The 25,558-nt window shown below is 63.2% G+C and carries 23 protein-coding genes; 4 read left to right on the top strand and 19 right to left on the bottom strand.

Translation table 11 applies throughout. The features are described from left to right. Positions 1 to 50: 50 nt before the first annotated feature. Positions 51 to 971 (bottom strand): class I SAM-dependent methyltransferase, encoded by a 921-nt coding sequence (locus C0V76_RS09530; protein WP_101942150.1) that lies wholly within the window; start codon positions 969 to 971, stop codon positions 51 to 53. 112 nt (positions 972 to 1,083) lie between these two features. Here C0V76_RS09530 and C0V76_RS09525 point away from each other — a divergent pair, with 112 nt between their 5' ends. After that, on the top strand, positions 1,084 to 2,397 hold the full coding sequence (locus C0V76_RS09525) for a hemolysin family protein (RefSeq protein ID WP_101942149.1): 1,314 nt from the start codon (positions 1,084 to 1,086) through the stop codon (positions 2,395 to 2,397). On the opposite strand, the gene C0V76_RS09520 is transcribed toward C0V76_RS09525, so the two are convergent. From C0V76_RS09520 to C0V76_RS09500, 5 genes are all read right to left on the bottom strand, one after another. Next, positions 2,378 to 3,400, bottom strand: coding sequence for a GGDEF domain-containing protein (locus tag C0V76_RS09520; protein ID WP_101942148.1), 1,023 nt, complete (start codon positions 3,398 to 3,400; stop codon positions 2,378 to 2,380). The genes C0V76_RS09525 and C0V76_RS09520 overlap by 20 nt on opposite strands. A gap of 27 nt (positions 3,401 to 3,427) precedes the next feature. After that, positions 3,428 to 4,705 (bottom strand): hypothetical protein, encoded by a 1,278-nt coding sequence (locus tag C0V76_RS09515; protein ID WP_158239196.1) that lies wholly within the window; start codon positions 4,703 to 4,705, stop codon positions 3,428 to 3,430. A gap of 2 nt (positions 4,706 to 4,707) precedes the next feature. Continuing rightward, entirely contained in the window at positions 4,708 to 5,550 is an 843-nt protein-coding gene (locus C0V76_RS09510; RefSeq protein WP_101942146.1) for a hypothetical protein, read from the bottom strand. Positions 5,551 to 5,840: 290 nt separating this feature from the next. Then, a complete protein-coding gene (locus tag C0V76_RS09505) occupies positions 5,841 to 6,302 on the bottom strand; it encodes a glutaredoxin family protein (RefSeq protein ID WP_101942145.1) in 462 nt (153 codons plus the stop codon). A 19-nt stretch (positions 6,303 to 6,321) separates the two neighbouring features. Continuing rightward, positions 6,322 to 8,379: a M3 family metallopeptidase gene (locus C0V76_RS09500; RefSeq protein ID WP_101942144.1), complete on the bottom strand. Its 2,058-nt coding sequence runs from the start codon at positions 8,377 to 8,379 to the stop codon at positions 6,322 to 6,324. 91 nt (positions 8,380 to 8,470) lie between these two features. Here C0V76_RS09500 and C0V76_RS09495 point away from each other — a divergent pair, with 91 nt between their 5' ends. Beyond that, on the top strand, positions 8,471 to 9,328 hold the full coding sequence (locus C0V76_RS09495; RefSeq protein WP_158239195.1) for an HDOD domain-containing protein: 858 nt from the start codon (positions 8,471 to 8,473) through the stop codon (positions 9,326 to 9,328). Positions 9,329 to 9,356: 28 nt separating this feature from the next. On the opposite strand, the gene C0V76_RS09490 is transcribed toward C0V76_RS09495, so the two are convergent. The 6 genes from C0V76_RS09490 to C0V76_RS09465 all read right to left on the bottom strand — a co-directional run bounded on the left by C0V76_RS09490 (position 9,357) and on the right by C0V76_RS09465 (position 14,733). After that, on the bottom strand, positions 9,357 to 10,343 hold the full coding sequence (locus C0V76_RS09490) for a triacylglycerol lipase (protein ID WP_101942143.1): 987 nt from the start codon (positions 10,341 to 10,343) through the stop codon (positions 9,357 to 9,359). Positions 10,344 to 10,406: 63 nt separating this feature from the next. After that, entirely contained in the window at positions 10,407 to 10,877 is a 471-nt protein-coding gene (locus tag C0V76_RS09485) for a hypothetical protein (protein ID WP_101942142.1), read from the bottom strand. 11 nt (positions 10,878 to 10,888) lie between these two features. Continuing rightward, complete coding sequence (locus C0V76_RS09480; protein WP_101942141.1) at positions 10,889 to 11,254, bottom strand: hypothetical protein; 366 nt, start codon at positions 11,252 to 11,254, stop codon at positions 10,889 to 10,891. Between the two features lie 139 nt (positions 11,255 to 11,393). Next, positions 11,394 to 12,290 (bottom strand): phosphoribosylaminoimidazolesuccinocarboxamide synthase, encoded by an 897-nt coding sequence (locus C0V76_RS09475; protein WP_101942140.1) that lies wholly within the window; start codon positions 12,288 to 12,290, stop codon positions 11,394 to 11,396. Positions 12,291 to 12,378: 88 nt separating this feature from the next. Then, positions 12,379 to 12,651: an oxidative damage protection protein gene (locus tag C0V76_RS09470; RefSeq protein WP_101942139.1), complete on the bottom strand. Its 273-nt coding sequence runs from the start codon at positions 12,649 to 12,651 to the stop codon at positions 12,379 to 12,381. 66 nt (positions 12,652 to 12,717) lie between these two features. Next, entirely contained in the window at positions 12,718 to 14,733 is a 2,016-nt protein-coding gene (locus C0V76_RS09465) for a helicase-related protein (RefSeq protein ID WP_101942138.1), read from the bottom strand. Between the two features lie 133 nt (positions 14,734 to 14,866). Between C0V76_RS09465 and C0V76_RS09460 the strand changes: the two genes are divergently transcribed. Beyond that, a complete protein-coding gene (locus C0V76_RS09460; protein WP_101942137.1) occupies positions 14,867 to 15,229 on the top strand; it encodes a hypothetical protein in 363 nt (120 codons plus the stop codon). Positions 15,230 to 15,288: 59 nt separating this feature from the next. Here C0V76_RS09460 and fba read toward each other — a convergent pair whose 3' ends face one another. From fba to C0V76_RS09430, 6 genes are all read right to left on the bottom strand, one after another. After that, a complete protein-coding gene (fba, locus tag C0V76_RS09455; RefSeq protein ID WP_101942136.1) occupies positions 15,289 to 16,353 on the bottom strand; it encodes a class II fructose-bisphosphate aldolase in 1,065 nt (354 codons plus the stop codon). 199 nt (positions 16,354 to 16,552) lie between these two features. Beyond that, positions 16,553 to 17,980, bottom strand: coding sequence for a pyruvate kinase (gene pyk, locus C0V76_RS09450; protein ID WP_101942135.1), 1,428 nt, complete (start codon positions 17,978 to 17,980; stop codon positions 16,553 to 16,555). A gap of 179 nt (positions 17,981 to 18,159) precedes the next feature. Further along, a complete protein-coding gene (locus tag C0V76_RS09445; RefSeq protein ID WP_101942134.1) occupies positions 18,160 to 19,341 on the bottom strand; it encodes a phosphoglycerate kinase in 1,182 nt (393 codons plus the stop codon). A 63-nt stretch (positions 19,342 to 19,404) separates the two neighbouring features. Further along, positions 19,405 to 20,415 carry a type I glyceraldehyde-3-phosphate dehydrogenase gene (gene gap, locus C0V76_RS09440; RefSeq protein WP_101942133.1) on the bottom strand — a complete coding sequence of 337 codons (1,011 nt, stop codon included), beginning with the start codon at positions 20,413 to 20,415 and terminating at the stop codon, positions 19,405 to 19,407. A gap of 129 nt (positions 20,416 to 20,544) precedes the next feature. Further along, the gene (gene tkt / locus C0V76_RS09435; protein ID WP_101942132.1) at positions 20,545 to 22,551 is read right to left on the bottom strand and encodes a transketolase; all 2,007 of its coding nucleotides are present in this window, start codon (positions 22,549 to 22,551) and stop codon (positions 20,545 to 20,547) included. Positions 22,552 to 22,714: 163 nt separating this feature from the next. Beyond that, a complete protein-coding gene (locus C0V76_RS09430) occupies positions 22,715 to 23,599 on the bottom strand; it encodes a phosphoribulokinase (RefSeq protein ID WP_101942131.1) in 885 nt (294 codons plus the stop codon). A gap of 209 nt (positions 23,600 to 23,808) precedes the next feature. Here C0V76_RS09430 and C0V76_RS09425 point away from each other — a divergent pair, with 209 nt between their 5' ends. After that, entirely contained in the window at positions 23,809 to 24,711 is a 903-nt protein-coding gene (locus C0V76_RS09425) for a DUF1566 domain-containing protein (RefSeq protein ID WP_101942130.1), read from the top strand. A gap of 39 nt (positions 24,712 to 24,750) precedes the next feature. On the opposite strand, the gene C0V76_RS09420 is transcribed toward C0V76_RS09425, so the two are convergent. Continuing rightward, positions 24,751 to 25,551, bottom strand: a complete 801-nt coding sequence (locus C0V76_RS09420; protein WP_101942129.1) for an inositol monophosphatase — start codon at positions 25,549 to 25,551, stop codon at positions 24,751 to 24,753. Between the last annotated feature and the right edge of the window lie 7 nt (positions 25,552 to 25,558).

Raw genomic sequence — 25,558 nt, 5'->3', positions numbered from 1 at the left:
GGAGCGACTGGGGTGGGTAGATCTCTGGCAGCCTGGCCGGCTACTTTGCGTCAGTCGGGGCGGTGGTAGAGCAGCACTTTCAGCGCGCGCTCTTCCGACTGGTCAGCAAAGACATCCGGGTTGGCCAGGCGGCGCACGAACTCCAGCTCTGGCGCAGCCTCCTGCATGCGCTCGGTGAGGAAGGCCGTGTCGAGCTTGGGCGCGTTCAGGCACACCAGGGCGTGGCCGCCGGGGGCCAGCAGGCCGGGCAGGCGACGCAGCAGGCGGATGTAGTCCTTCTCGGCCACGAAGCTGCCTTTCTGGTAACTGGGCGGATCGACGATCACGATTTCATACGGCCCTTCCCGCCCGAGCCGGCCCCAGGACGTGAAGATGTCGTGCGGCAGGAAGCTGGCGCCGCGCTCCAGGCCGTTGAGCTGGTGATTGCGTTTGCCGATGGCCAGCGCGCCCGGGCTCATGTCCACATTCACTACGCGGGCCGCGCCGGCCTGCAGGGCGGCTACCGAGAAGGAACAGGTGTAGGCGAAGAGGTTCAGCACGCGCCCGCCGCTGTGGTCCGCGAGATGCGTGCGCAGCCAGCGCCGGGCTTCCCGCATGTCCGGAAAGAAGCCGTGGTTGAGGCCGCGCAGCAGATGCACGCCGTAGCGTGCGCCGTCTTCGCTGACGATATGCGGCTCTGGCACGCTGCCGGCCATCAGGCGGGTTTCGGCGCGGGCATCCTGGCGGAACTGGTAGATCCAGTTGAGCGCCTGGCCCGGTGCGAGGCTGGCCAGGCGGGTGGCCAGTGCGTTGTGCACGACGCCGAGCTGCGCCTCTTCGAGCGGCTGAAAACTGGTGAGCAGCCAGACCGGCGGGTAGAAGTCGAGCGAGAGGTGTTCGCAGCCCGGGTGCAGGCCACCCCGGCCGTGAAAGATGCGACCGGCATCGGTGGGCAGATCAGTGTGGGCAATGGCGTCCAGCAAGGCTTGCATGGGGGAGCTAGGGTGGGGATGAGGGCGGCCATTCTGCCAGCGTCTTAGCCGAGTGGCGCTTTCGCCTGCGGCTGCGGGCTAGAATGCAGCACTCCCACGAAGACGCTTTCCGATGACAGCCCTCTGGATTCTGGTATTGCTGATTGCGGTGTCCGGCCTGTTTTCACTGGCTGAGATGGCTTTTGCCTCGGCGCGGCGCGCGCGCCTGATGCAGATGGCGGAAGACGGCGATGAGGGCGCGGTGGCCGCGCTGGCGATCAAGGAGCAGTCGAGCCGCCTGCTGGCCGCTACGCAGACCGGCATCACCGCTGCTGCACTGCTGATGGGCGTATATGGCGAATCGGCGCTGACCAGCGAGCTGGTTCGCTGGCTTGATCTGCACGCCCCGGCGCTGATGGACTGGAACGGCATGATTGCCTTCAGCTGCATGATCGTGGTGGTGACGGCGACTTCGATCGTGTTTGGCGAGATCGTGCCCAAGCGCATTGCGCTGGCCTACCCGGAGCGCCTGGCAGCCTCGCTGGCGCCGATGATGACGCTCTTCATCCGTGCCTTGTCGCCCGCCATCTACCTGCTCTCCTTCCTGGCTGACCGCGTGATTGCGCTGCTGCCGGTGCAGGCCGCGCCGGCTGTGACCAGCATGGAAGACATCCTCGCTTTCGTGACCGAGGGCGAGCGCACCGGCTCGATCCAGCGTGAGGAAAGCCATCTGCTGGGCAATGTGGTGCGCCTGGAGGATTGGCGCATGGCGACCATCATGACGCCGGTGAGCGACGTGGTGTACATCGATCTGCTCGACTCGCAGGAGAACAATCTCAAGCGCATGGTCGAGTCGCCGCATTCGCAGTTGCCGGTATGCAAGGGGGATGTGCAGCAGGTGATCGGCATCGTGCAGAGCCATGACATTCTCAAGGCTTCGCTCGAAGGCCGGATCGAGTTCGGCTCGCTGCCGCTGGAGCCTCCCTTGTTCGTGCCTTCCAGTCTGACCCTTGGTGATCTGCTGCGTACCTTCCGCCAGCGCCGGGCGGACTTCGCCTTTGTCGTCAGCGAGTTCGGCCTCACCGAAGGCATCGTGACACTCGGGGATCTGATGACCTCGCTGGTGGGCGACATGATGCCCTTCTCGGATGATCCGGACGAAGCGCTGGCGGTGGAGCGCCCCGATGGCTCCTGGCTGCTCGATGGCCTGCTGCCAATCGATGAGATGCGTGACAAGCTGGGCCTGCGCGAGCTGCCGATCGACTCGATGGGCACCTATCACACCGTGGGGGGCTTCGTGCTCGCTACGCTGGGGCATATCCCGCGCAAGGCCGAACGCCTCGTGTGGGAAGACTGGGAATTTGAAGTGGTCGACATCGACCGCAATCGGGTGGACCAAGTGTTGGCGAGCCGCCTTTCGGGCCCTGTTACGGCTGTGCCGGGCTGAAGCGCCGCTGGCGCTTCAGCCCGGCAGGGCCCGTCGGGCACGCTGCGGCGCACACACAATTGCGCCCCGAATCCTTGGCCTGATAGAGCAGCTTGTCCGCATGCTCGAGGAGTGCCTCGGGAGCCATCTCGGAGGTTGGCACCAAGGTGCTGACGCCCAGGCTGATGGTGACCGAGGGCGCGCAGACCGAGCCGCGGTGCGGGATGCCCAACTCAAGAATGGCCTGACGGCACCTTTCCGCGATCAGTGCAGCGGCCTCATTGGGCGTGTCGGGCAGCAGCATCACGAACTCCTCGCCGCCGTAACGGGCAAAGAGATCCGTTGAGCGGACCGGGATTCCAGTGATCGCGCGGGTGAGGCGCTGCAGGCACTCGTCGCCCTGCAAATGACCGTAGCTGTCGTTGTACTGCTTGAAGAAATCAATATCGAAGATGATCAGGGACAGCGGCGACTGGCTGCGCTGCGCACGCGCCCATTCGCTCTTCAGGTGCTGATCGAACAGGAAGCGGTTGCCGATACCGGTCAGCCCGTCGCGCCGAGAGATCTCCTGCAGTTTCTCGTTGAGGGAGAGCAGCTCTTCTTCCATCCGCTTGCGCTCGGAGATGTCGAACATGAAACCGACCAGATCCGTCGTCTTGCCCTCGGCGTCGCGGATCACATGCACCACATCCCGAATCCACACGAAACTTCCGTCTGCCTTCAGCGCACGATAGTCCGCCTCATGGTCGATGCCTTCTTCCGACTGACGGATGCAGAAGGCTGCTATGGCAGCACGCTCTTCCTCATGGATGCGGTTGATCCAGTCCATGGCGCCCAGCCAGCTCTCCTGCGGCCAGCCTAGCAAGGCTTCGATCTGCGGACCGATATAGTCGAACTGTTTGGTCTCCCAGTTGAGTTTCCAGGGGATCGCATTGGTCGATTCCAGCAGCGTCTTGTAGATCCCCCAGTCGTCATCCCTGGGCTCGATCTTTTGGGCGGGCTTGAAGTTGTCGATGTAGTCCATGGCCGGAGTTTCTCAGAGGTGGTGGGGTCAGCCGGGGCCGCAGGTATCGGGGGTCTTTGCATGCAAAGACCATGCTCGGCTCAACTTGTGCAACGCGCCAATCAGGCGGGGCTGATCGTGGGCAGCGAGATGGCCAGCGTTCAGCACCTTGATCCAGCTGAGGCCGCCGCCATCCTGGATGAAGCCCAGCACTGGCCCCTGGGGATCATCTTTCCATTGCTGCGTGGAGGCGCGCTGGAAGGCCGCGGCGCTGTCGCCCTGCAGGCGGCGCAGCCACGCGCCGGTGCCGAGGAAGTTGCAGTCCTTTGCATCATTCAGGCCAGACACGATGATGAACTGCAGGCCACCGTCCAGCAGCTTCTGTACCGTACCGAGATACGAGTCATTCACGCCAAACGCATACAGATTGCCGATTGCTGCGGACCACGATTCAGTGACGACAGGCTCCGCGGGCGCATGGATCGCCGCGCGGACGTCTGCCCGGTTGATGTAGTCCAGTACTGGCTGGAAAGGTGGATCCTCGGTTTGCGCCGTATTCGCCATGTAGAGGCCGCAGAGCTGCTGGATGGCCTGATTGATCTGCGGGTAATTGTGCGCATAGTCCGTATCGAGCGTCTGCTTCTGCTCCGGCGTGATCAGTCCGTGGCTCAGGGCATAGCTGGTGTCAGTGGCCATCTGGGTCATCGGATCGACCCAGGCATCGGCGAGTACTAACGTCTGCAGATCCAGCACCGGATTGCCCGGCACCTGATTGCCGGTGAGGATGGCTTCGGCCAGCAGGGGCAGATAGGTGCCGGCGTAGGATTCGCCTGCCAGAATCAGCGGATTGGCCGCGATTTCCGGATGCAGGCGGATGAAATTGATCAGCGCCTGGTAGAGCTGATCGATGCCTTGCTTCACGTTCTGCGGGAGATTTTTCTCATCCTTCGCGAAGGACAGCGTGACGCCGAGCGGATGCTCGAATACCAGATAGTTCGCGACCTGGTTCCAGCCGTTTGGATTGTTGGCAATCCTGAAACTGCCACTCTGGTCTTCATTGAACACAAAGGGGCCGTTTTCGATAAACAGGCCCCAGAAGCTGCTGGAGCCTGGGCCGCCGTTGGACCACAGGATGGTCGGGCTGTTCTTGTAGTCAGCCGTGCCGGCGAACCAGTAGAACAAGGCCTCATCATCCGGCCCACCGGGCTGGGGGCGAATCGAGGCGTAGCCGGCGAACTGCGTCTGCGCAGGCACGCCCAGATCCGGCAGCGTCGTGACTTGGTCGGCTGGCAGGAAGGGGGCGGGATGGGGGCGAGGATCAGGCACGCTCATCGCCCTGGCCGCCAGTCCGGCACCACATTGCGTGCCATCTCGAGGCTGTCCTTGTCATACACCAGCACCGTGTTGGCACTGGCCAGCGCAGAGTCCGCCACGGTCAGCGCATACACGCCGACCAGCGTGCCATCGCCGTGGATCGTGCCGCTCGGGGTGTAGAGCGCATAGCCATACGGGATCTGGAAGGCGGTGAAGTGAAAGACTTCCTCTGCAATCTGCTTGCCGATCACGATGTAGCCGCCGCATGCTTCCGAAGTCGGGATATGGATGTGCGGGAAGTCGTGGGTCTCGACGAAGATGCCACCACCACCGTGGACCTTCATCAGAAAGTCTTTCTTGTAGTCCTTGGTGTAGTCGTACTCCATCAGGGCGATTTCGTACTTGGGCGACGAGAGCACGAAATCGCTGCCGGCTTCGATCAGTTGCAGGCCGTAGTAGCCGACGTTGTCCGGCGTGGCGATGACGGTCGGGATGCTGAAGTCTTCCGGCACCAGCAGGCAGCCCATCGCGCCGAACACGTTGGCGCTGCCGCCGCTCACTACCTTGATGCCGGTTTCGAGCGCTTCCTGCGTTGAGAACCAGCGTGCCTCCACCTTCACCATCGGCGGTCGTTCAGCCACCGGACGGATCGCATGCGGGTCCGATAGCTCGAAACGCCAGCTGGAGACGCCTTTGTCGACAAAGGCGAGGTTCTTCCCGGTTGTCATTACCGGCTTGCTCGGGTCCGGTTTTCCCTTGCGAATAGCATAGCGGGTCAGTTCCACGCTCTTGACGATGGTCTCGCGCAGAAGCCCGGGATGAAGCTTGCCCTTCTTACGACTGCTCTTCTTGTTCATCGTTGTTGTTCCCTGTTGGTTCGAGCGGACTTTCGGGAGCCCTGGAGTTATTTGCGACTAATACCAAAGTATAAAATCGATATTAGTGGCAAATATGCTAAATCCAGCCATTGAACAATGCAAAGGATTACAAATATTAGGTTTGAGTGATGATGGTGGGGATTTCCTGGTGCGCTGCCTGTGGACGCGCGAGCGCCTCCTGCCTGCGGCGGGGCGCCGATGCAGGGAAGCGGGAGCGGGCCGGATGGCCCGCTGCGGGAGATGACGCTGAGAAAGTTCTGGCGGGCGGCTTACTTCGGATAGCCTGCCAGATCCAGCTCGCTGCCCCAGGTGCCCGGCTCGAAACCGTCTAGCACCCGGCTGCCGACCATCAGTGTCGGCACGCTGAACTCCTTCTTGCCGGTCTGGAGCTTGTAGGCGTCGATCTCTTCCTGGGTCTTGAGCAACTTCTCGCTGAAGGGCGCCTTGCGTTTGCCGAGGTAGTCGCGCGCCAGCTTACAGGGCTCACCGCAGCCTTCGCCAGTGACCAGAACCAGCGGGAAGCGACTGGCTGCCTGGCGCGTTGTGTAGGGCAGCTTTTCCTGCTCAATGCTGCTGTCGTAGAGGCGACGGGTCTGGGCCTCGGTCTCCGTGGGCGGGGTGTCGGAGTAATGCACCTTGCCGCTCTTGTCCGTCCAGCGATAGACCTCGGCACTCGCCGTGCCGGCAAGGCACAGCAGGGCAATGACCAACAGAATCTTCGAATGCTTCATGCTGCCTCCTTGCAGGATTTCAGGCGGCGATCATGCCGCTGTGGCGCAACAGGGCGTCCACTTCCGGATCACGGCCGCGGAAGGCGCGGAAGGATTCCAGCGCCGGCCGTGAGCCGCCCACCGAGAGGATCTCGGCGAGGAAGCGTTCGCCCACCTGACTGTCGAACACGCTGCCGCCGGCTGGGCGGGCTTCTTCGAAGGCCGCGAAGGCGTCCGCCGACAGCACCTCTGCCCATTTGTAACTGTAGTAACCGGCTGCGTAGCCGCCGGCGAAGATGTGCGAGAAGCTGTTGGCGAAGCGGTTCCAGGCCGGCGGGAAATTCACCGCCACTTCACGCCGCACTTCGTCGAGCAGCGGTTGCACGCCGGCCGCGGGATCAAAAGCCCAGTCATGGTGCAGGCGCAGGTCGAAAAGCGAAAACTCGAGCTGCCGGACGGTCTGCATCCCGCTCTGGAAGTTCTTGGCCGCCAGCATCTTGTCGAATAGCGCGCGTGGCAGCGGCTCGCCGTTTTCTACATGGGCGCTCATGCCGCAGATCACATCCCATTCCCAGCAGAAGTTCTCCATGAACTGGCTGGGTAACTCGACTGCATCCCATTCCACGCCGGAAATGCCGGATACCCACAGATCCTCGATCCGGGTCATCAGGTGGTGGAGGCCGTGGCCGGCCTCGTGGAACAGGGTCTGCACATCGTCGTGGCTGAATGTTGCAGGTTTGCCATCCACCGGGCCGGGGAAATTGCACACCAGATAGGCAATCGGGGTCTGCACGCCACTGGCCAGGCGGCGGCGTGACAGGGCGCTGTCCATCCAGGCGCCGCCGCGCTTGGTGGCACGGGCGTGGAGGTCGAGGTAGAACTGGCCGACGAGCTGGCCGGCACGTTCGATGCGGTAGAACTGCACATCCGGATCCCACACTGGCGCCTGATCGGCCCGGATCTGCACGCCGTACAGGCGCTCGACCACGCCGAACAGGCCAGCCAGTACCTTGGGTTCCTGGAAGTACTGTTTCACTTCCTGATCGGAATAGCTGTAGCGCGCCTGGCGCAGTTTTTCAGAGGCGAAACCCACATCCCAGGGCTCCAGCGTGCTGAGACCCAGCTCGCTAGCGGCGAAGGCGCGCAGTTCCATCATGTCACGCTCTGCGAAAGGCTTGGCCTTGGCACCCAGATCGCGCAGGAAGGCCAGCACCTGTTCCGGTGACTCGGCCATCTTGGGTACCAGCGAGACTTCGGCATAGCTCTGGTAGCCGAGCATGCCGGCCGCTTCGCGGCGCAGGGCGACGATGCGGGCGATGTTCGGCGCATTGTCCCATTCCGGATGGCCCAGTTCGGCCGAGAACTCGGAGGCGCGGGTGGCCGAGGCACGGTACATGGCTTCGCGCAGGCTGCGGTCTTCGGCGTACTGCATCACCGGCAGATAGGAAGGCATGCGCAGCGTGAACAGCCAGCCCGGCTTGGCTGCAGCTTCGGCCTCGTTGCGCGCTGCGGCGATCACGTCGGCCGGCAGGCCGGCCAGGCGGCTTTCGTCGGTGACATGCTCGGTGTAGGCGTTGGTGGCATCCAGCACGTTTTCTGAGAACTTCGCGGCCAGCGCGGCGAGCTCTTCCTGGATCGCCTGGAAGCGCGGCTTCTGGTCTTCGGGCAGCTCGGCACCAGAGAGGCGGAAATCACGGATCTCATTCTCGATGATGCGCTGGCGCACGCTGCTCAGGCGGGCGAACTCTGACGAAGCGCGCAGGGCCTTGTACTTGGCGAAGAGGGCGAGGTTCTGCCCGAGCTCGGAGTAGTAGCGCGTTACTTCCGGCAGCAGGGCGTTGTAGGCATCGCGCCAGGGCGGTACGTCGAGCACGCTGTGGAGATGGCCAACGATGCCCCAGGCGCGCGACAGCCGCTCGCCGGCATCCACCATCGGGGCTACGAAGGCATCCCAGGTGGCTGGCACTTCAGGAGCGGTCTGGCACGCGATGAGGGCGCGGCCTGCTTCCAGCAGCTCACGAATGGCCGGGCCGACCTCTTCCGGGGTGACGGCATCGAAACGGGGCAGGGAGGAGAAATCGAGCAGGGGAGAGGTCATTTTCGAGTCCTGGAGGCAAATACTGAAGTTCAGGTGCCATTCTGCCGTCAATAAGGCAGAGCGGCAAAAATCGGCGCGAGAGGGTTGGACTATGGCGGAAACAGGCGATCGACGGGCGGCTTTCAGTGCCGCCATCGAAAAGGAATTGAAGAGCGGTGAACTGGTCTTCCCGACCAGCATGCAGGCCACGATGAAGATCCGGCGCGCGCTGGATGATCAGAATTCGAGCCTCACGTCGGTATCCCGGGTGATCAGCCTGGAGCCACTGCTCTCGGTGAAGCTGCTGCGCATGGCCAACTCGGCCTTCTTCAACCCGGCCGGGGTGGAGGTGACGGATGTGCAGCGCGCGCTGATGCGGGTGGGGGTGAATAATGCCCGTACCCTGGCACTGGCCGTGATCGGCGATCAGCTGGCTACGGCTCAGGAGTTTGCGCCGGTGTGGCGCCTGGCTGACCAGTTGTGGCGGCATTCGCTGGACGTGGCCTCGCTGTCCTACGCGATTGCCATCCAGCTCGACAGCACGGTGCCCGATACCGCGCTGCTGGCCGGCATGGTGCATGACATCGGCCAGTTCTACCTCCTGGCGCGTGCGCACGAATTCCCCGAGCTGCTCGAAGAGCAGAGCGAGCTGGCTGAGTTCATCCTGTACTGGGACCGGCGCGTGAGCCAGGCCGTGCTGCAGTCGCTCGGTACGCCGGAAACCATCACCGACGCGCTCGACGCGCAGGAGGAGTGCAGTGGCAGCTGGCCGCCGCGCAAGCTTTCGGACATCCTGTTTCTCGCCAACTCGGCCGCTGGTACGCCGAATCCTTTCTCCACCGTGTCGCTCGAAGAGCAGATTGCCCGTCGCCAGGCAGCTTTCGCCGGTGCCGATCACGAACTGGTGAACCGCCTGCTTGATGAAGCGCGCATCCGGCGCGCGGCGGCGATGGCGATGCTTACGGCCTGACTCAGGCCTGGAACGCGGGAGTGGGGTTTCAGGGGCGGGCGGCCACCAGGCGTGCATCGCCATAGACTTGCGCCAGCAATTGGCGGAAGGCCGGGCGCTGCGTGATCGGGGTGGGCCGGATCACGCCTTCTGCTTGCAGGGCGGCAATCAGCTTGAGTGGCGCCACCTCACGATCACCAATGATCTCGACATGACCGGCCTGCAGCTCCAGCCGTGTGGTGCGTGGATCACCATCGACGGCAGGCTGCTGCTGCTCGGCGAGCGCGAAAATCTCGTCACTCTCCACACAGCGGCTTCCTTCAAAACGGCGGCAGGTATTGCGCTCGTCGGTGTCGATCTTCAGGTGGCGAGTCACCTGCGTAGCGAGGCCACCGGGCTGGCGGATGAAACGTGAGGACCAGGTGATGTCCGCCCACTTGGCGCCGGTGACCATGTGGCAGGACGCCGGCATCAGCCCCAGCGTCACGACGCGGAGCCAGCCTATACCACAGGGCGCGGCAGCCTTGATGCCGGCAAAGGGACCGGAAACGGTCACCAGTTCCTTGCTACCTCCCGCTGGCAAGGCTTCGGTCAGAGGCTGATCACTCAGCGCCCGGCGTGCAATCAGTGCGCCCTGGCTGTGACCGATCACCGTGACGGCCGGGCGGCTGCCACCCTCATCGAGCAGATGCAGGGCACGCCGCAGGGCGCTGGCGCTGTCGTCCAGCGCGGCACGATCATCGTAGGTGAAGCAGGCGCTTTGTTGGCCGTGGAAGGCCAGCACCTGGGCCAGCGAACGGAATTCCCCGCTGGAGCCGAAGCAGCCATGCACCATGATGTTGACCGGCTCGCCACTACGGATGCGCAGGGTGCGATCCGGGTTGTCGGTGCAGGGGCCGAGGCCGGGAATGTCCAGTGCCAGATCTGCTGTTGGCAGGTGACCCGGCTCGATGTTGAGTGCCGGTCTGGAAGGCGTGGGGGCAGCACAGCCGGCAAGTACAAGCAGCAGGGTCAGTAGGGCAGCAGGGCAGCGCATGGGCAGGGGCTCCGGCAGCAGCGGGCGGGAGCAAGTATTCTGCCCGATTTGTGCCTGCCGGAATCAGGGAGTGGCCGCTTGGCCGTTCTGAGCTGCGGGCATTTGTCTCTTTGGACTACGGGTGCTGCGTGATGCTGGCTTGTCCATATCGACGCTGGCCGCTGTTGCTGCAATCGGCTCACCCACCTGAACGCAGGCCTCCTCGATGTCCCAGCCCTTGCTCTTGCCGATCCGGCTGAGGGTTTCGCTGCAGGCCGTGAGTGTGCGCCCGGTGACCGGGATCGAGAGTTTCCAGAAATCGTTGTGGACCTTGCCGGCAAATGGCAGCTTGATGGACTCCGCCGTGCAGCGTACAGGTTGGTTGCCGAAAATGCCGATCAGATATTCGCAATGCTCCTTGTCCGGCAGGGTCAGTTCATTCAGTGGCGCATCGGTCGGCCCGACCTGCAGGTAGGGGCCGTCGGCACGCAGGATCTTGGCGCCGCAGGCGCTGAGCGTGAGACATAGCAGTGCGAGTGAAAGAGAGTGGCGCATTGGGTGTCCGATCAGAGTTTGTGGCATTCAGACAAGACCTTGCCGTTGCCTTTGGCTTCGGATTTCAAGCTGCCTTCGCGTGCTTTCTCGCAGGCTTCCATGCTGCGTGCGGAAATGACAAGTGGTTCTAACAGAGGCGGCTTGCTGTCAAAACCGTAAGTCAGCTTTGCACTGCTGGCCGCGCAGTGGCTGATCTTGCGCTGGCGGTAAGGCATCTCTTTCAAGACCATCTCGCAGGTGCCACGGGTTTCGAACGGGATTTCTGAAAATGCGGCGTCCGCGGGCCCGATCTGCAGGAAGCGCCCTTCAACGATCAGTGGTGTGGAGGCGCAGGCCGCCAATATCAGGCAAACCGTTGCCAGTGCGATGTGTTTCATGGATATCCCCGGAGTGTTTTTGTGCGAACGATTGTAGCAAGGCCGCTGGGGGCCATGCGTGGACGTATGCTCAGGCACCGTAGACGTGACAAGGGCCGCACTGGGCGGCCCTTGCTGAGTGCGGGGAGGTGCGGCAGGCTCAGTCGGCGAGTTGCTTGCCGGTGAGGCGCTCGTAGGCTTCCACGTACTTGGCGCTGGTCTTCTCGATCACGTCAGCCGGCAGGCGCGGGCCCGGGGCGGTCTTGTTCCAGTCCAGCGTCTCGAGATAGTCGCGCACATACTGCTTGTCATAGGACGGCGGCGAGATGCCTTCGGCGTAGCTGTCGGCGGGCCAGAAGCGCGAGGAGTCCGGCGTCAGGGCCTCGTCGATCAGGTGCAGGGTGCCGGCAGCATCCACGCCGAACTCGAACTTGGTGTCCGCAATGATGATGCCGCGGCTGGCGGCGTAGTCACGCGCTTCGGCGTAGAGCCGAATGGCGGCATCACGGGCGCGGGCGGACAGGTCTTCACCCATCAGTTCCACGCACTTGGCGAAGTCGATGTTCTCGTCGTGCGTGCCCATCTCGGCCTTGGTCGAGGGCGTGAACAGCGGCTGGGCCAGTTTGGCTGCCTGCTTCAAGCCCACCGGCAGGGTGTGACCACAGACCTGGCCGGTGGCGAGGTAATCCTTCCAGCCACCGCCGATGATGTAGCCGCGCACCACGGCTTCGATCGGCAGGGGCTTCAGGCGCTTCACGACCAGCGCTCGGCCGCGCACCTGATCGCGTTCGCTGGCGGTCACCACGTCTTCCGGAGCGATGCCGGTGAGCTGGCCGGGCAGGATGTGGGCCAGCTTGTCAAACCAGAACAGGGCCGTCTGGGTGAGCACCTGGCCCTTGCGCGGGATCGGGTCCGGCAGGATCACGTCGAAGGCCGACAGGCGATCCGAGGTAACGATCAGCAGCTTGTCCTCATCGACAGCGTAGATGTCGCGCACCTTGCCGCGGGCGAGCAGCGGCAGGCTGTTGATCGAGGATTCGTAGAGGGGCTGGCTCATGGCGGGAAACCGTGGAAAGGAATGAAGGGAAGCGGAAACAGGCTCGGGCACCGGAAGCTGTCCGGCGCCGGGCGCAGTCTCTGGCCGCTTACTGGGCGGGCGGAACGAAGCCGGTGGCGGCATCCGCGCCACCGCCGAAGAAATGGCGATCCATCTGTTCGGCGAGATATTTGCGGGCCTTCGGGTCCATCAGGTTGAGGCGGTTTTCGTTGATCAGCATGGTTTGATGCTTGATCCACTGCTGCCAGGCCTCTTTCGAGACGTTTTCCCAGATTTTCTTGCCCAGTTCGCCGGGAACGGGCGGGAAGTCGAGGCCTTCGGCCTCGGTGCCGAGCTTGATGCACTTGACCATGCGTGCCATGACGGGATTCCTGTGTTGCGTTGGGGGAGGCGCAATTGTAGTGGAAACCTGCGGCAAGGCGAATCTTCAGCGCCCCCGGCGCAGATGCCCGCCGCGCGATGGCCCGCTGCTGCGGCGCTGGCCGGATTTGTGGCCGAAGCGGTCGTCCCGCACGGCAGCTCGCTGGTGGCTCTGGTGCTGGCTGGCGAGCATCTGGTCGACGCGCTCCGAGGTTTCGCGGGCAATTGCCACGGCCGCTTCGGCATCCGGGAAGTAGTCCGGCATCCGGTAGCCGAGCCAGGCATAGGCCGAGTATTTCTTGCAGGCATCTTCGGCCGCCTGCAGCGGGAAGCGGGCGCGCTCGAAGGCTTCCAGGTCTTCGCTCAGGTAGTTGGGGCGTTGCCGGGCGACATTGCGCGCCCAGCCCTGCCAGGCGTCGTTGAGCATCGGTACGCGGCTGGAGATCGGCACCAGCGAGAAGGTGAAGCGCTGGGCCAGCGGCAGGCGCAGCTGATCAAGCCACAGCGCGCGGTTGATCTGTTCCTCCAGATTGCCGGGCAGGAAGAAATCGTCCGATAGATCGATGTTGCGCGAGAAGAGTTCGAGCAGCTTGGCCAGCGATTTCTCGCCGGTGGCGCGGGCGATGGCTTCGAGCTGCTGCAGCGAGGGCGTGACGTAGAAGCCGCGCCGCGGCAGGGCGCTGGCGTGGGTCTTCATCAGGCGTGCAATCAGGCGGTGGGTGTGATCGTCGAATCCGGCGATATGGCCGGCCTCGTGAATGCCGTAGCGCCCCGCCCGGCCGGCGATCTGGTGGGTGAGCCAAGCCGGCAGGATGTCTTCGGAGATGCCATCGTATTTTTTTGCGGTGCTGAACACCACGCGCCGGATCGGCAGGTTCAGGCCCATGCCGATGGCGTCAGTGGCCACCACCACGTCGGCCTCACCATCGCGAAAGCGCTGGGCCTGGGCGCGGCGCACTTCGGGCGAGAGGTTACCGTAGATCGTGGCGACCTTGAGCCCCGCCTTGGTGATGTTTGCCGCCCATTCCAGCACTTCGCGGCGCGAGAAGGCGATCAGCGCATCGCCGCGCAACAGCTTGCCGACATTGCCGACGCACTGGGCTTCCATCTCCAGTGGCGACTTGCGCTGCAAGGTGATGACCTCCAGCGGGCACTCCAGGCGCTGAGTGAGCGCTTCGATCGCCGGGCGCGCTGCCAGCGAGCCGAGCAGGTAAACGGTTTTTGCCGGTACGCCACAGACCGCAGCGGTCCACGCCGAGCCGCGCTCCAGATCTTCGAGCATCTGGATCTCGTCGATGATGGCGATTTCCACTGCGCGCGTTGCGTCCATCATCTCGATGGTGCTGGCGACATGGGTAGCACCTTCGGTGAGGCGGCGCTCTTCACCGGTGACGAGGCTCACCGCCACATCCCGATCCACCAGACGCTCGTAGTTCTCCAGTGCCAAGAGACGCAGTGGTGCGAGGTACACACCGCTTGCGGCCGCGGCCAGCGCTTCCATGGCCTGATGGGTCTTGCCGGAATTGGTCGGACCGAGAATGGCGATGAAGCGGCGGCGCATGCCGGTGGCCAGCTCGAAGGATTCCGGGTAACGGGCGAGGCGCACGGAGTGCAGCGCGGCCTCGGCCTGGCTGTGTTCTTTCTGCTGGAAGAGCGCCTCGGCGAGGCGGTCTTCCACCACCTGGAAGCGCCGGCTGGCGAGCTCGCGGCCGGTTTGCAGCGCGCCGAGTAAAGGCAGCGCATCCAGCCCCGCTTGGCGTGCGCGGCGCTCAACGCCGGCGATGAAGTGCTCGATCTCGACCTGCAACTCGGCCAGGGTGTCGGCATTCAGGCGCTCCTGTACTAGGGCCAGACGCTGCACCGCATGCAGCTTGCGCCACTTCATCACCCGCGCCAGCGAGCCTCGATCCGGCACCAGCCGGAAGGGCACGCCAGCGGCTTCGCCGCTCACTTCGATGGAGATGGCGTCGTTGCCGTGGATCAGGCGGGCATTGAAGCGGGCGAGATAGGCCTCGATGGCGTCGTCAGAGGCGGCGAGTTCGAGTTCTTCGGCTGCGTCGGAAGGGGGAGCGGTATGTGGCAAGGTGATGATCTGTCGGTACGAGGCGTGAGGCCGATCTTAGCTGGACCTTGGTGCAGGTGAGGGCTTATTGCGCGAGACGGCTGCGGCCTGATGGCACAATGCGGCTGCCAAGCACGCGTTGTCGGGAGGTCGCATGTATAGAATTCTTCGCTCCGCTCTTCTTGCGGCACTGACCACCAGCGTGCTGGCGGCGTGTGTTTATTACGAATCGCCCCCTGGCCCTGGCCAGCTTTCGGCTTCGCCAAGCAACTTCGAGCGGGCCTGGTACGGTGCGCTGGCCGCAGCACAGGATGCCGGGATCACCCTGAGCAGTCAGGATCAGGCCAGTGGCGTGATCCGGGGCTCGCGCGAAGGTATCGCGGTGACGATTCAGGTCTGGCGGCAGGCCGATGGTAGCGTGCGCGTGCAGTTCGATGCCAAAGGACCGGTCGAGCGTGATCCGGATCTGAGCCAGCGGTTTTCACAGGCCTACGATCGGCGCACCGGGCGTTACTGAGTCCTTGAAAAGAACAAGGCCTCCGCGCGGGAGGCCTTGTCAGTGCGGCAAGTACTTGCTTACTTGACCTGCTGGGCCAGTGCGCCGCTCTTGTAGGCCGCGGCGATCTTGTCCAGCGCGATCGGGCGGATCTTGCTGGCCTGACCGGCGCAACCGAAAGCTTCCATGCGCGCCTTGACGATGGCCTGGGCGGCGGTACGGGCCGGCTTGAGGTAGTCGCGCGGGTCGAACTTGGAAGGATTCTCGAACAGGTACTTGCGGACGGCGGCTGTCATGGCCAGGCGGATGTCGGTGTCGATGTTCACCTTACGCACGCCGTACTTGATGCCCTGCACGATTTCCTCGACCGGCACGCCGTAGGTTTCGCCGATGTCGCCGCCGTACTGGCGGATGATTGCCAGCAGATCCTGCGGCACGGAGGACGAGCCGTGCATCACCAAGTGGGTGTTGGGCAGGCGCTCGTGGATCTTCTTGATCAGGTCGATGGCGAGGATGTCGCCAGTGGGCTTGCGGGTGAATTTGTAGGCACCGTGGCTGGTGCCGATGGCAATCGCCAGTGCGTCACACTGGGTGCGCTTGACGAAGTCGACGGCCTGATCCGGATCGGTCAGCATGGCGCTGTGATCCAGCTTGCCTTCGGCGCCGATACCGTCTTCTTCACCGGCCATGCCGGTTTCCAGCGAGCCGAGGCAGCCCAGTTCAGCCTCCACGGAAACGCCGATGGCGTGCGAGAACTTCACCACTTCGCGGCTGACTTCGACGTTGTATTCATAGGAGGACGGGGTCTTGCCGTCTTCCAGCAGGGAGCCGTCCATCATCACCGAGGAAAAGCCACTCTTGATTGCGGCCATACACACGGCCGGGCTCTGGCCGTGATCCTGGTGCATGACGACCGGGATGTGCGGATAGGCTTCGACGGCGGCGTCGATCAGGTGGCGCAGGAAAGCTTCACCGGCGTATTTGCGGGCGCCGGCGGAGGCTTGCATGATCACCGGGCTGTCCAGTTCATTGGCGGCTTCCATGATGGCGGTGACCTGTTCAAGGTTATTTACGTTGAACGCGGGCAGGCCGTAGCTGAATTCGGCTGCGTGGTCGAGCAGCTGGCGCATGGAAACGAGAGCCATGATGGGAGTCCTCTGGGATTGTCGAAGTGTTCGTGATGACTGCTGGCAGCCACCCTGCAGGACGCGATTCTACCGTGCTGAACTTGTTATCGCATGTGCACAATTCCCGCCTCATGAAAAAACGGCCCCCCTTTTGCAAGGAGAGCCGTTTTTGGCCTTCAGGCGGGCTGCTGCATAAACCCGCATAGCGGGCTTAGGCTCAGCCGCCGATCTTGACGATCTTCAGGCTGTTGGTACCACCGGACTGGCCCAGCGGTTCGCCCACGGTCACGACCACGATGTCACCCGGCTGCACCAGTTTGTGCTTGATCAGGGTGAGTTCGGCTTCGTGCAGCAGGTGTTCGCTGCTGTCCGTGATGCGCGGCATGGCGATCGGGAACACGCCACGGTACAGCGCGGTCTTGCCGACGGTGTCTTGCTGCGAGGTCAGGGCGTAGATCGGGGTGCCCGAGTGCATGCGGCTCATCCACAGCGCAGTGGAGCCCGATTCGGTCAGGGCCACGATCGCCTTGGCGCCGAGGTGGTGGGCCGAGAACAGGGCGGCCATGGCAATCGACTGGTCGATGCGGGTGAAGTTGCGGTTCAGGAAGTCCTGGTCCAGGGTGTTCGGGTAGGACTTCTCGGCTTCTTCACAGACGCGCGCCATGGTTTCGACCACTTCAACCGGGTACTTGCCGGCAGCGGTTTCGGCCGACAGCATCACGGCATCGGTGCCATCCAGCACGGCATTGGCCACGTCGGACACTTCGGCGCGGGTCGGCACCGGGCTGGAGATCATCGACTCCATCATCTGCGTAGCGGTGATGGCCAGCTTGTTCATCTCGCGCGCCAGCTTGATCATCTTCTTCTGCAGGGCCGGCACGGCGGCTTCGCCGACTTCCACAGCCAGGTCACCACGGGCGACCATCAGGCCGTCAGAGGCTTCGAGGATTTCGCGCAGGGTCTGCGGTTCAACCGCTTCGGTACGCTCGATCTTGGCGATGGTCAGGGCATTGGAGCCGGCAGCGCGCAGCAGGGTGCGGGCCATGTACATGTCAGCCGCGTTCTTCGGGAAAGACACGGCCACGTACTCGATGCCGATGGCGGCAGCGGTCTTGAGGTCTTCCATGTCCTTGGCGGTCAGCGCCGGAGCGGTCAGGCCGCCACCCTTCTGGTTGATGCCCTTGTTGTTGGACAGCTCGCCGCCATGACGCACGCGGGTGTGGATCTCGGCACCGATGACCTTTTCCACGTCCAGCACGATGGCGCCGTCGTTCAGTAGCAGGATGGTGCCCGGCTTCACGTCGTTGGGCAGTTCCTTGTAGTCGAGGCCGACGCGCTCGTCGTTGCCCAGTTCGCATTCAGCGTCGAGGATGAAGCTCTGACCCTTCTCGAGGAAGGTCTTGCCGTTGGCGAACTTGCCGACGCGGATCTTCGGGCCTTGCAGGTCGGCGAGGATCGCCACCGGCTTGCCGACGCGCTTGGCGGCTTCGCGCACCACGTTGGCGCGGTTCATGTGATCTTCGGCTTTGCCGTGCGAGAAGTTCAGGCGCACGACGTCGACACCGGCGCGGATCATGCGCTCGAGGGTTTCGGCATCATTGGAGGACGGGCCGAGGGTGGCGACGATCTTGGTGTGACGTTGCATGGAGACTCCTTCGTTGGAAGTGTTTTGGAGAGAGGGGGATTGAGTGGCGGACTTTGCCTGGGCAGCCTTGGGCGCAGCTTTACGCGGCGCGGCGGGTTTCTTTGCAGGCTTGGCAGCCGGAGTATCTTGTTTGCTCATCGGGAGGCGGAGTTTAGCGGTAGTAGTGAATTCCGGGCGGTTCAGTGTGCGCGTTGCTGCAGGGCTTCAATGGCTGGCAGAGTCTTGCCTTCGAGAAACTCGAGGAAAGCACTGCCGGCGGTCGAGATGTAACCGATCTGTTCTGCGATGCCGAATTTGGCGATGGCGGCGATGGTGTCGCCACCACCTGCCAGACTCATGGCCGAGGATTCTGAAATCGCCTTGCCCAGCATGCGGGTGCCTTCGGCGAAGGCGTCGAATTCGAAGACGCCGAGCGGTCCGTTCCACACGATGCTACGGGCAGTCTGCAATTGTGCCGTGAGTTTTCCAGCGGTTTCCGGACCAATATCAAGAATCATGTCTTCATCGCCCACATCGGCGACGCTTTTGATCGAAATTTCGGCGTGCGGCGAGAATTCCCGCGCCACCACCACGTCCACCGGCAGGGGCACTGCTGCGTCACGTGCGACCATCTTGTCGAGAATGCGCCGGGCGTCAGGCACCAGATCGGTCTCTACCAGCGAGCGGCCGATCGGGTAACCGGCCGCCAGCAGGAAGGTATTGGCGATCCCGCCGCCAAGAATCAGCTGATCGGCCTTGTCGGCCAAGCTATCAAGGATGGCGAGCTTGGTGGATACCTTGGAGCCACCAACAATCGCCAGCAAGGGGCGTTCGGGCGTTTCCAGGGCGCTGCTGAGTGCTTCCAGCTCGGCGGCCAGCAATGGGCCGGCACAGGCGATCGGCGCAGCCAGCGCCAGGGCGTGGGTGGTGCATTCGGCGCGGTGGGCGGTGGCGAAAGAGTCGTTGACGTAAATGTCGCAGAGCTTCGCGAGGCGGGCGGCGAGTTCGGGGCTGTCCTTCTTTTCGCCTTTGTTGAGGCGGCAGTTTTCGAGCAGCACGATCTGGCCGGGCTCGAGTTTGAAATCTCCGCCGATCCAGTTCGGAACCAGCGGTACAGGGCGGCCCAGCAAGCGGCTCAGTTGCGTAGCGATTGGCGCCAGTGAGTCCTGAGGGTTTGGCTCACCTTCGGCGGGGCGTCCCAGGTGCGAGGTGACCATCACCGCTGCGCCCTGAGCGAGGGCCATCTGCAGCGCCGGTAGTGCGCTGTGGATGCGTGTGTCGTCACCAATGTTGCCGCTGTCGTCGAGCGGCACATTGAGGTCGGCACGGATGAACACGCGCTTGCCGGCGAGATCGAGATCGCTGAGTTTCCGGAACTGCATGGCCAACCTCCCGGCGGGAGCCGAAAAAAACGAGCCGCTGGTTCTCAGCGGCTCGTTCGGGTCTTACTTGCTGGCTGCGACGCGGACCATCTCCAGCACCTTGTTGGAGTAGCCCCACTCGTTGTCATACCAGGACACGATCTTGACGAAGGTCGAGTCCAGGGCGATGCCGGCGTCGGCATCGAACACGGAGGTGCAGGATTCGCCACGGAAGTCGGTCGACACGACCTTCTCGGTGGTGTAGCCCAGCACGCCCTTCATGGCGCCTTCAGAGGCAGCCTTCATGGCGGCGCAGATGGCTTCGTAGCTGGCTTCCTTGTTCAGTTCCACGGTCAGGTCGACCACGGAAACGTCGGAAGTCGGCACGCGGAAGGACATGCCGGTCAGCTTCTTGTTCAGCTCGGGGATCACCTTGCCCACAGCCTTGGCGGCGCCGGTGCTGGAGGGGATGATGTTTTCCAGAATGCCGCGACCACCGCGCCAGTCCTTGTTGGACGGGCCATCAACGGTCTTCTGGGTAGCGGTAGCTGCGTGCACCGTGGTCATCAGGCCGCGCTTGATGCCGAAGGTGTCGTTCAGCACCTTGGCGACCGGAGCCAGGCAGTTGGTGGTGCAGGAAGCGTTGGAGATGATGGCCTCACCGGCGTAGCTGGCGTGGTTCACGCCGTACACGAACATCGGGGTGTCGTCCTTCGACGGAGCCGACATCACGACCTTCTTGGCGCCGGCGGCGATGTGCTTGTCAGCGCCCCATTGGCCGCTCTTCTCGAGGAACAGGCCGGTGGACTCGACGACGACATCGGCGCCGACTTCGTTCCACTTCAGGTTGGCCGGATCGCGCTCGGCGGTCAGGCGGATACGCTGACCGTTCACGATCAGGGTGTTGCCTTCAACGGAGACTTCACCCTTGAACTTGCCGTGCACGGAGTCGTGCTTGAGCATGTAAGCAAGGTAATCAGGCTCGAGCAGGTCGTTGATACCAACGATCTCGATGTCCTTGAAGTTCTGCACGGCGGCGCGGAACACCATGCGGCCGATACGACCGAAACCATTGATGCCGACTTTGATTGCCATCTTGTCTTACTCCTGAGAACAAAAATAATTGTTGAACAATCCACCACCATCGCGTGCTGCGCCGGACTGTTGAATCCTGCCGGCTTCACCGGAGCGGGGGAGCACCCCGGTGCGCGAAAAACAAACAGTCTAAACCAGACTCTTGACGGCTTCGACCACCTTCTCGGGCGTGAAGCCGAAGTGCTTGAACAGCGTGCCGCCGGGGCCGGATTCACCGAAGCGGTCCATGCCGATGACGATGCCATCCAGACCGACGTACTTGTACCAGCCGTCCGACACGCCGGCTTCGATGGCCACGCGCGGCAGACCCTTGCCCAGCACGCCGTCGCGGTAGGCCTTGTCTTGTGCGTCGAACAAACGGTTGCAAGGCATCGACACCACGCGCACCGGCACGCCGGCTTCGGCCAGCTGCTTCTGCGCGGCCAGCGCCACGCCGACCTCGGAGCCGGTGGCGATGATCACGGCCTTGGCGTCGGCGGCGTCGACCAGCACATAGCCGCCCTTGCGGATATCAGCCAGTTGCTGGGCGCTGCGGGCGCTGAAGGGCAGGTTCTGACGCGTCAGCGCCAGAACGGTCGGGCCATCGGCGCGTTCGATGCCGTGGATCCAGGCCACCGAGGCTTCGGTGGTGTCAGCCGGACGCCAGACATTCAGGTTCGGGATCAGGCGCAGGGAGGCGGTGTGCTCCACCGGCTGGTGGGTCGGGCCGTCTTCGCCCACACCGATCGAGTCGTGCGTGAACACCATGACCTGACGGATGTGCATCAGCGCGGCCATGCGGATCGCGCTGCGGCAGTAGTCCGAGAACACCAGGAAGGTCGCGGTGTAGGGAATGAAGCCGCCGTGCAGGGCGATTCCGTTGGCAATCGCCACTTCGGCGAACTCGCGCACGCCGTAGTTGATGTAGTTGGCGTCATTCACGCCCGGCAGGAAATCTTTGGTGCCAGACCAGTGCGTGAGGTTAGAGCCGGCCAGATCGGCGGAGCCGCCGAGCAGCTCGGGCAGACTCGGTGCCAGGGCTTCGATGGCGTTCTGCGAAGCCTTGCGGGTGGCAATGGTTTCGGCCTTGGCCTGCACCTTCTCGATCAGTGCGTCGGCGGCAGCCTTGAAGCCAGCCGGTAGTTCGCCGGCGAGGCGGCGCTTCAGCTCGCTGGCCAGTTCCGGATGGGCAGCGGCGTAGGCGGCGAACAGCGTGTTCCACTCGCCTTCAGCGGCAGCGCCAGCAGTCTTGGCATCCCACTGGGCGTAAATGTCGGCGGGGATTTCAAACGCGGCGTGCGGCCAGTTGATGGCCTTGCGCACGCCTTCGATTTCCGTCGCGCCGAGCGGGGCGCCGTGCGCGTCGCAAGAGCCGGCTTTGGTCGGAGCGCCGGCGCCGATGGTGGTGCGGCAGATGATCAGGGCCGGGCGCTCACTGTCCGCCTTGGCTTCTTCCGTGGCGGCTTGCAGGGCGGCGGCATCGTGGCCGTTGATCGGGCCGATGACTTGCCAGCCGTAGGCTTCGAAGCGCTTCTTGGTGTCGTCGGCAAACCAGCCGCCGACTTCGCCGTCGATGGAGATGTTGTTGTCGTCGTAATAAGCGGTGAGCTTGCCGAGCTTCCACAGGCCAGCCAAGGACGCGACTTCATGGCTGATGCCTTCCATCAGGCAGCCGTCGCCGAGGAAAACCCAGCTGCGGTGATCGACGACTTCAAACCCGGGGCGGTTGAAACTGGCGGCGAGCATCTTCTCGGCCAGTGCGAAACCGACGGCATTGGCGATGCCCTGACCCAGCGGGCCGGTGGTGGTCTCGACGCCCGGGGTGTAATGCACTTCAGGATGGCCAGGGGTCTTGGAGCCGAGCTGACGGAATTTTTTCAGCTCGTCGAGCGGCAGGTCGTAGCCAGTGAGATGCAGCAGCGCGTAGAGCAGCATCGAGCCGTGGCCGTTGGAGAGCACGAAACGATCGCGATTGCTCCAGCCCGGGTTGGCCGGGTTGTGGCGCAGATGGCGGCGCCACACCACTTCGGCGATCTCGGCCATGCCCATGGGCGCGCCGGGGTGGCCTGAATTGGCTTGCTGGACGGCATCCATGGCCAGCGCACGGATGGCGCCGGTAAGGGGAGTGAATTCGATGCTGGGGGTGCGGGTGCTCATGTTGGATCTCGGCGGTGCGCCATCAGGGGTCGGGAACCTTGCATTATCTGACAAGCCCCGCTGCTTCGCTACCGGCGATTGATAGCCTTGAATTACGAATTTTCGTAGAAACGATAGCTGAGCCGGGGTGGGCTGGAATTGATGGAACTCAAGCCGTTCGGGTTTACCCGGAATGCTGCGCTGCAGCGCGTTTCTCCAGCAAAGCCTTGATTCGCGGCAGCAAAATCACCTGTAGGCCCAGCTCCAGCATTGGGCCTGGCATGACCAGGGTGTTTGGTCGGGTCATCCAGCTGCCGTGCAGCAGAGTGAGCAGTTCCGGGAAGTTGACGCCGGCAGGGTTGCGGAAACTCACCACCACCAGGGTTTCGTTGGGCAGTGGCACATCCTTGGCGGCGAAAGGGTTGGATGTATCGACGATCGGCACGCGCTGGAAGTTGATATGGGTGCGCGAGAACTGCGGCACGATGGTGTGCACATAGTCGTCCATGCGGCGCAGGATGGTGTCCTGCACGGCAGGCAGGCTGTGGCCACGCTCCTGCATGTCGCGCATCAGCTTCTGGATCCATTCCAGGTTGATGGTGGGTACTACGCCGATCAGGAGATCCACGTGCCGCGCCACATCCACCTTGTCGGTCACCACACCGCCGTGCAGACCTTCGTAGAAGAGTAGCTCGCTATCCTCGGGCAAGGCTTCCCAGGGGGTGAAGCTGCCCGGTGGCAGGCCGCGGTGCAGGGCTTCTTCGGTGTCATGCAAATAGCGCCGGTTGAGGCCCTGGCCGGTTTCGGCATAACCGGCAAAGAGGGCTTCGAGCTCGTCGAAGAGATTGGCGGCGATTCCGAAATGACTCGGGCCGCGCTCGCCACGTAGCTCGGCAGCAAGGATCTTTTCCTGCATTTCGCTGCGTGAGTAGCGGTGAAAGGCATCGCCTTCCACGCAGGCGGCGCGGATGCCCTCGCGGCGGAAAATGTGGCCGAAGGTGCGCGAGATGGTGCTGGTGCCGGCGCCGGAGGAGCCGGTGACGGCAATGATCGGATACCTCGCTGACATTATTTTGGGGCGCCGGAGTGAAGAATCAGCTCGATCTTACCTCGCTCCAGAAAGGGCTGTGCACTTCTTGCGAGATCGTGCGTTAACGCCGAGGACTGTTTCAATTACCTTGGTGCGGTGTCACCTACGTGCTGTTGCTGCTTGGCTATCGAAGGCCTGAAAGGTCAAGTCGGCCAGCCGAAAATTATTACAAAGGAAAGGTTGTGAGCATGGGTTTCCCGAAGATTGGGTGCGCTGCTGTTCTGCTGGGGGCGTTTCTGGGGGCTTGCGGGGGAGGTGAGCAGCAGGCGGAGAATGCTGCGCCAGTCGCAGGTGCTGGCAAGAGCCAGGTGGTAGTGACTGGGGAGACTGTTACGCTTGATGCGAGCGCAAGCTTCGATGGGGACGGAGATACACTGACCTACCAATGGACACTCATCAGCAAGCCCGATGGGAGCTCGACAGGTGTTTCTGGCAGCGATACCCAGAAGCCAGTTTTCGTGGCTGACTCCCCGGGCTCCTATACCTTTGGCCTAGCGGTGAGCGATGGCAAGGCGAGCAGCACTAACGCGGCCACGGTAACTGTTGTGACCTATGGCAGCGCGGGCTATACCAAACTGGATGAACACGGCCAGCCCTTGTTAGATAGCGCAGCAAGCTGGAGTTGTGTGCTCGATAAGGCCGGCAAACTTGTTTGGGAGGTCAAGACCAAGGATGGCAGCTCACGCGACTGGCGCAGGCTTTATACCAACTATGACAGCGTGAAGCAGCCCCAGTTGGATGGCGTGAATTTTCCGACAACAGCTCAGATTGACGCCGTGACCAACACGGTGGGCTACCAGGGGGCGGTAAACAGTGCGGGCCTATGCGGGGGCAAAGATTGGCGCCTTCCTACGCAAAGGGAACTGAGTGGCCTACTGACCCAGTCTTCTGCGCCTTATGTTGATGGAATTTATTTTCCTGATGTGGATTTGAGTGCTGGTTCGAGTAGCGAATGGTTCTGGTCATCCACGTCGGCGGGAGAGGCCACGGCTCAGGTTGTTTCGTTTAAGACTTACAGTCCTGTCTATTTTATGTGGTTCGATTTTCGAAGTGCGGCACATTCGTTGCGCTTGGTGCGCTCTGTCCAGTAGCTGCTTTGTGTCGTTGGTTGTCTGGTGAATGGCGGACACTCATTTGCGGTGCGCCTGCAGCCAGGCCAACCATTCGCCGTAGAGGCCGGGGTCCGCCGCCAGCACCACAGCGCGTTTGGGCAGCGGGGCGGCTTCCAGTGGACCGCCATCCAGCACGCCATACACGCCACCGGCTTCTTCAAGGATCAGGCGCCCGGCTGCGTAATCCCACAGGGCCTGGCCGCCATGCAGGTAAACGTCCAGCCGGCCGGCCGCGACAAAGCACCACTCCAGCGCCGAGGAGCCGAAGTTGCGTTGCGAGTAATACGGTGGCGTCATGACCAGATTGGCCGCCAGCTTGTTCGGAATGCGTTTGAAGTCGATCCCGGCCACCGAAAAGGCCAGGCGTTTGGCGGGCGCGCGCAGCGGCAGGCGTTTTCCGTTGAGCCAGGCTCCGGCGCCCTTGGCGGCGTAGAAGGATTCGTCGGTGGTGGGGTTGTAGACCACTCCGAACTGGGTTTCGCCGCCCACCAGATAGGCAACAGAGACGGCGAAGAGCGGGACGCCGTTGGCAAAATTGGTGGTGCCGTCGATCGGATCGATGCACCACACACCTTCCTGGCCGGCCTGCCAGCACTCGAGCTGTTGCTCGGGCGTCATCTCTTCGCCGATCACCGGGGCGTCGAGCACTTCCGGCAGGCGTTCAAGCAAGGCCTGCTGCGAGGCCAGATCGGCGGCGGTGACCGAGCTGCCGTCGTCCTTGAACTCACGGGCGGCACGCAGGAAGTGCGGCATGATGGCCTCGCGGGCGACATCGCGGACGACGGATTCCAGCGCACGGGCACGGGCAAGCAGAGGCATGGCGGAC

The organism is Uliginosibacterium sp. TH139 (assembly GCF_002855595.1).
GTDB classification, from domain to species: domain Bacteria; phylum Pseudomonadota; class Gammaproteobacteria; order Burkholderiales; family Rhodocyclaceae; genus Uliginosibacterium; species Uliginosibacterium aquaticum.
This window is presented reverse-complemented; position numbering and strand designations above follow the sequence as displayed.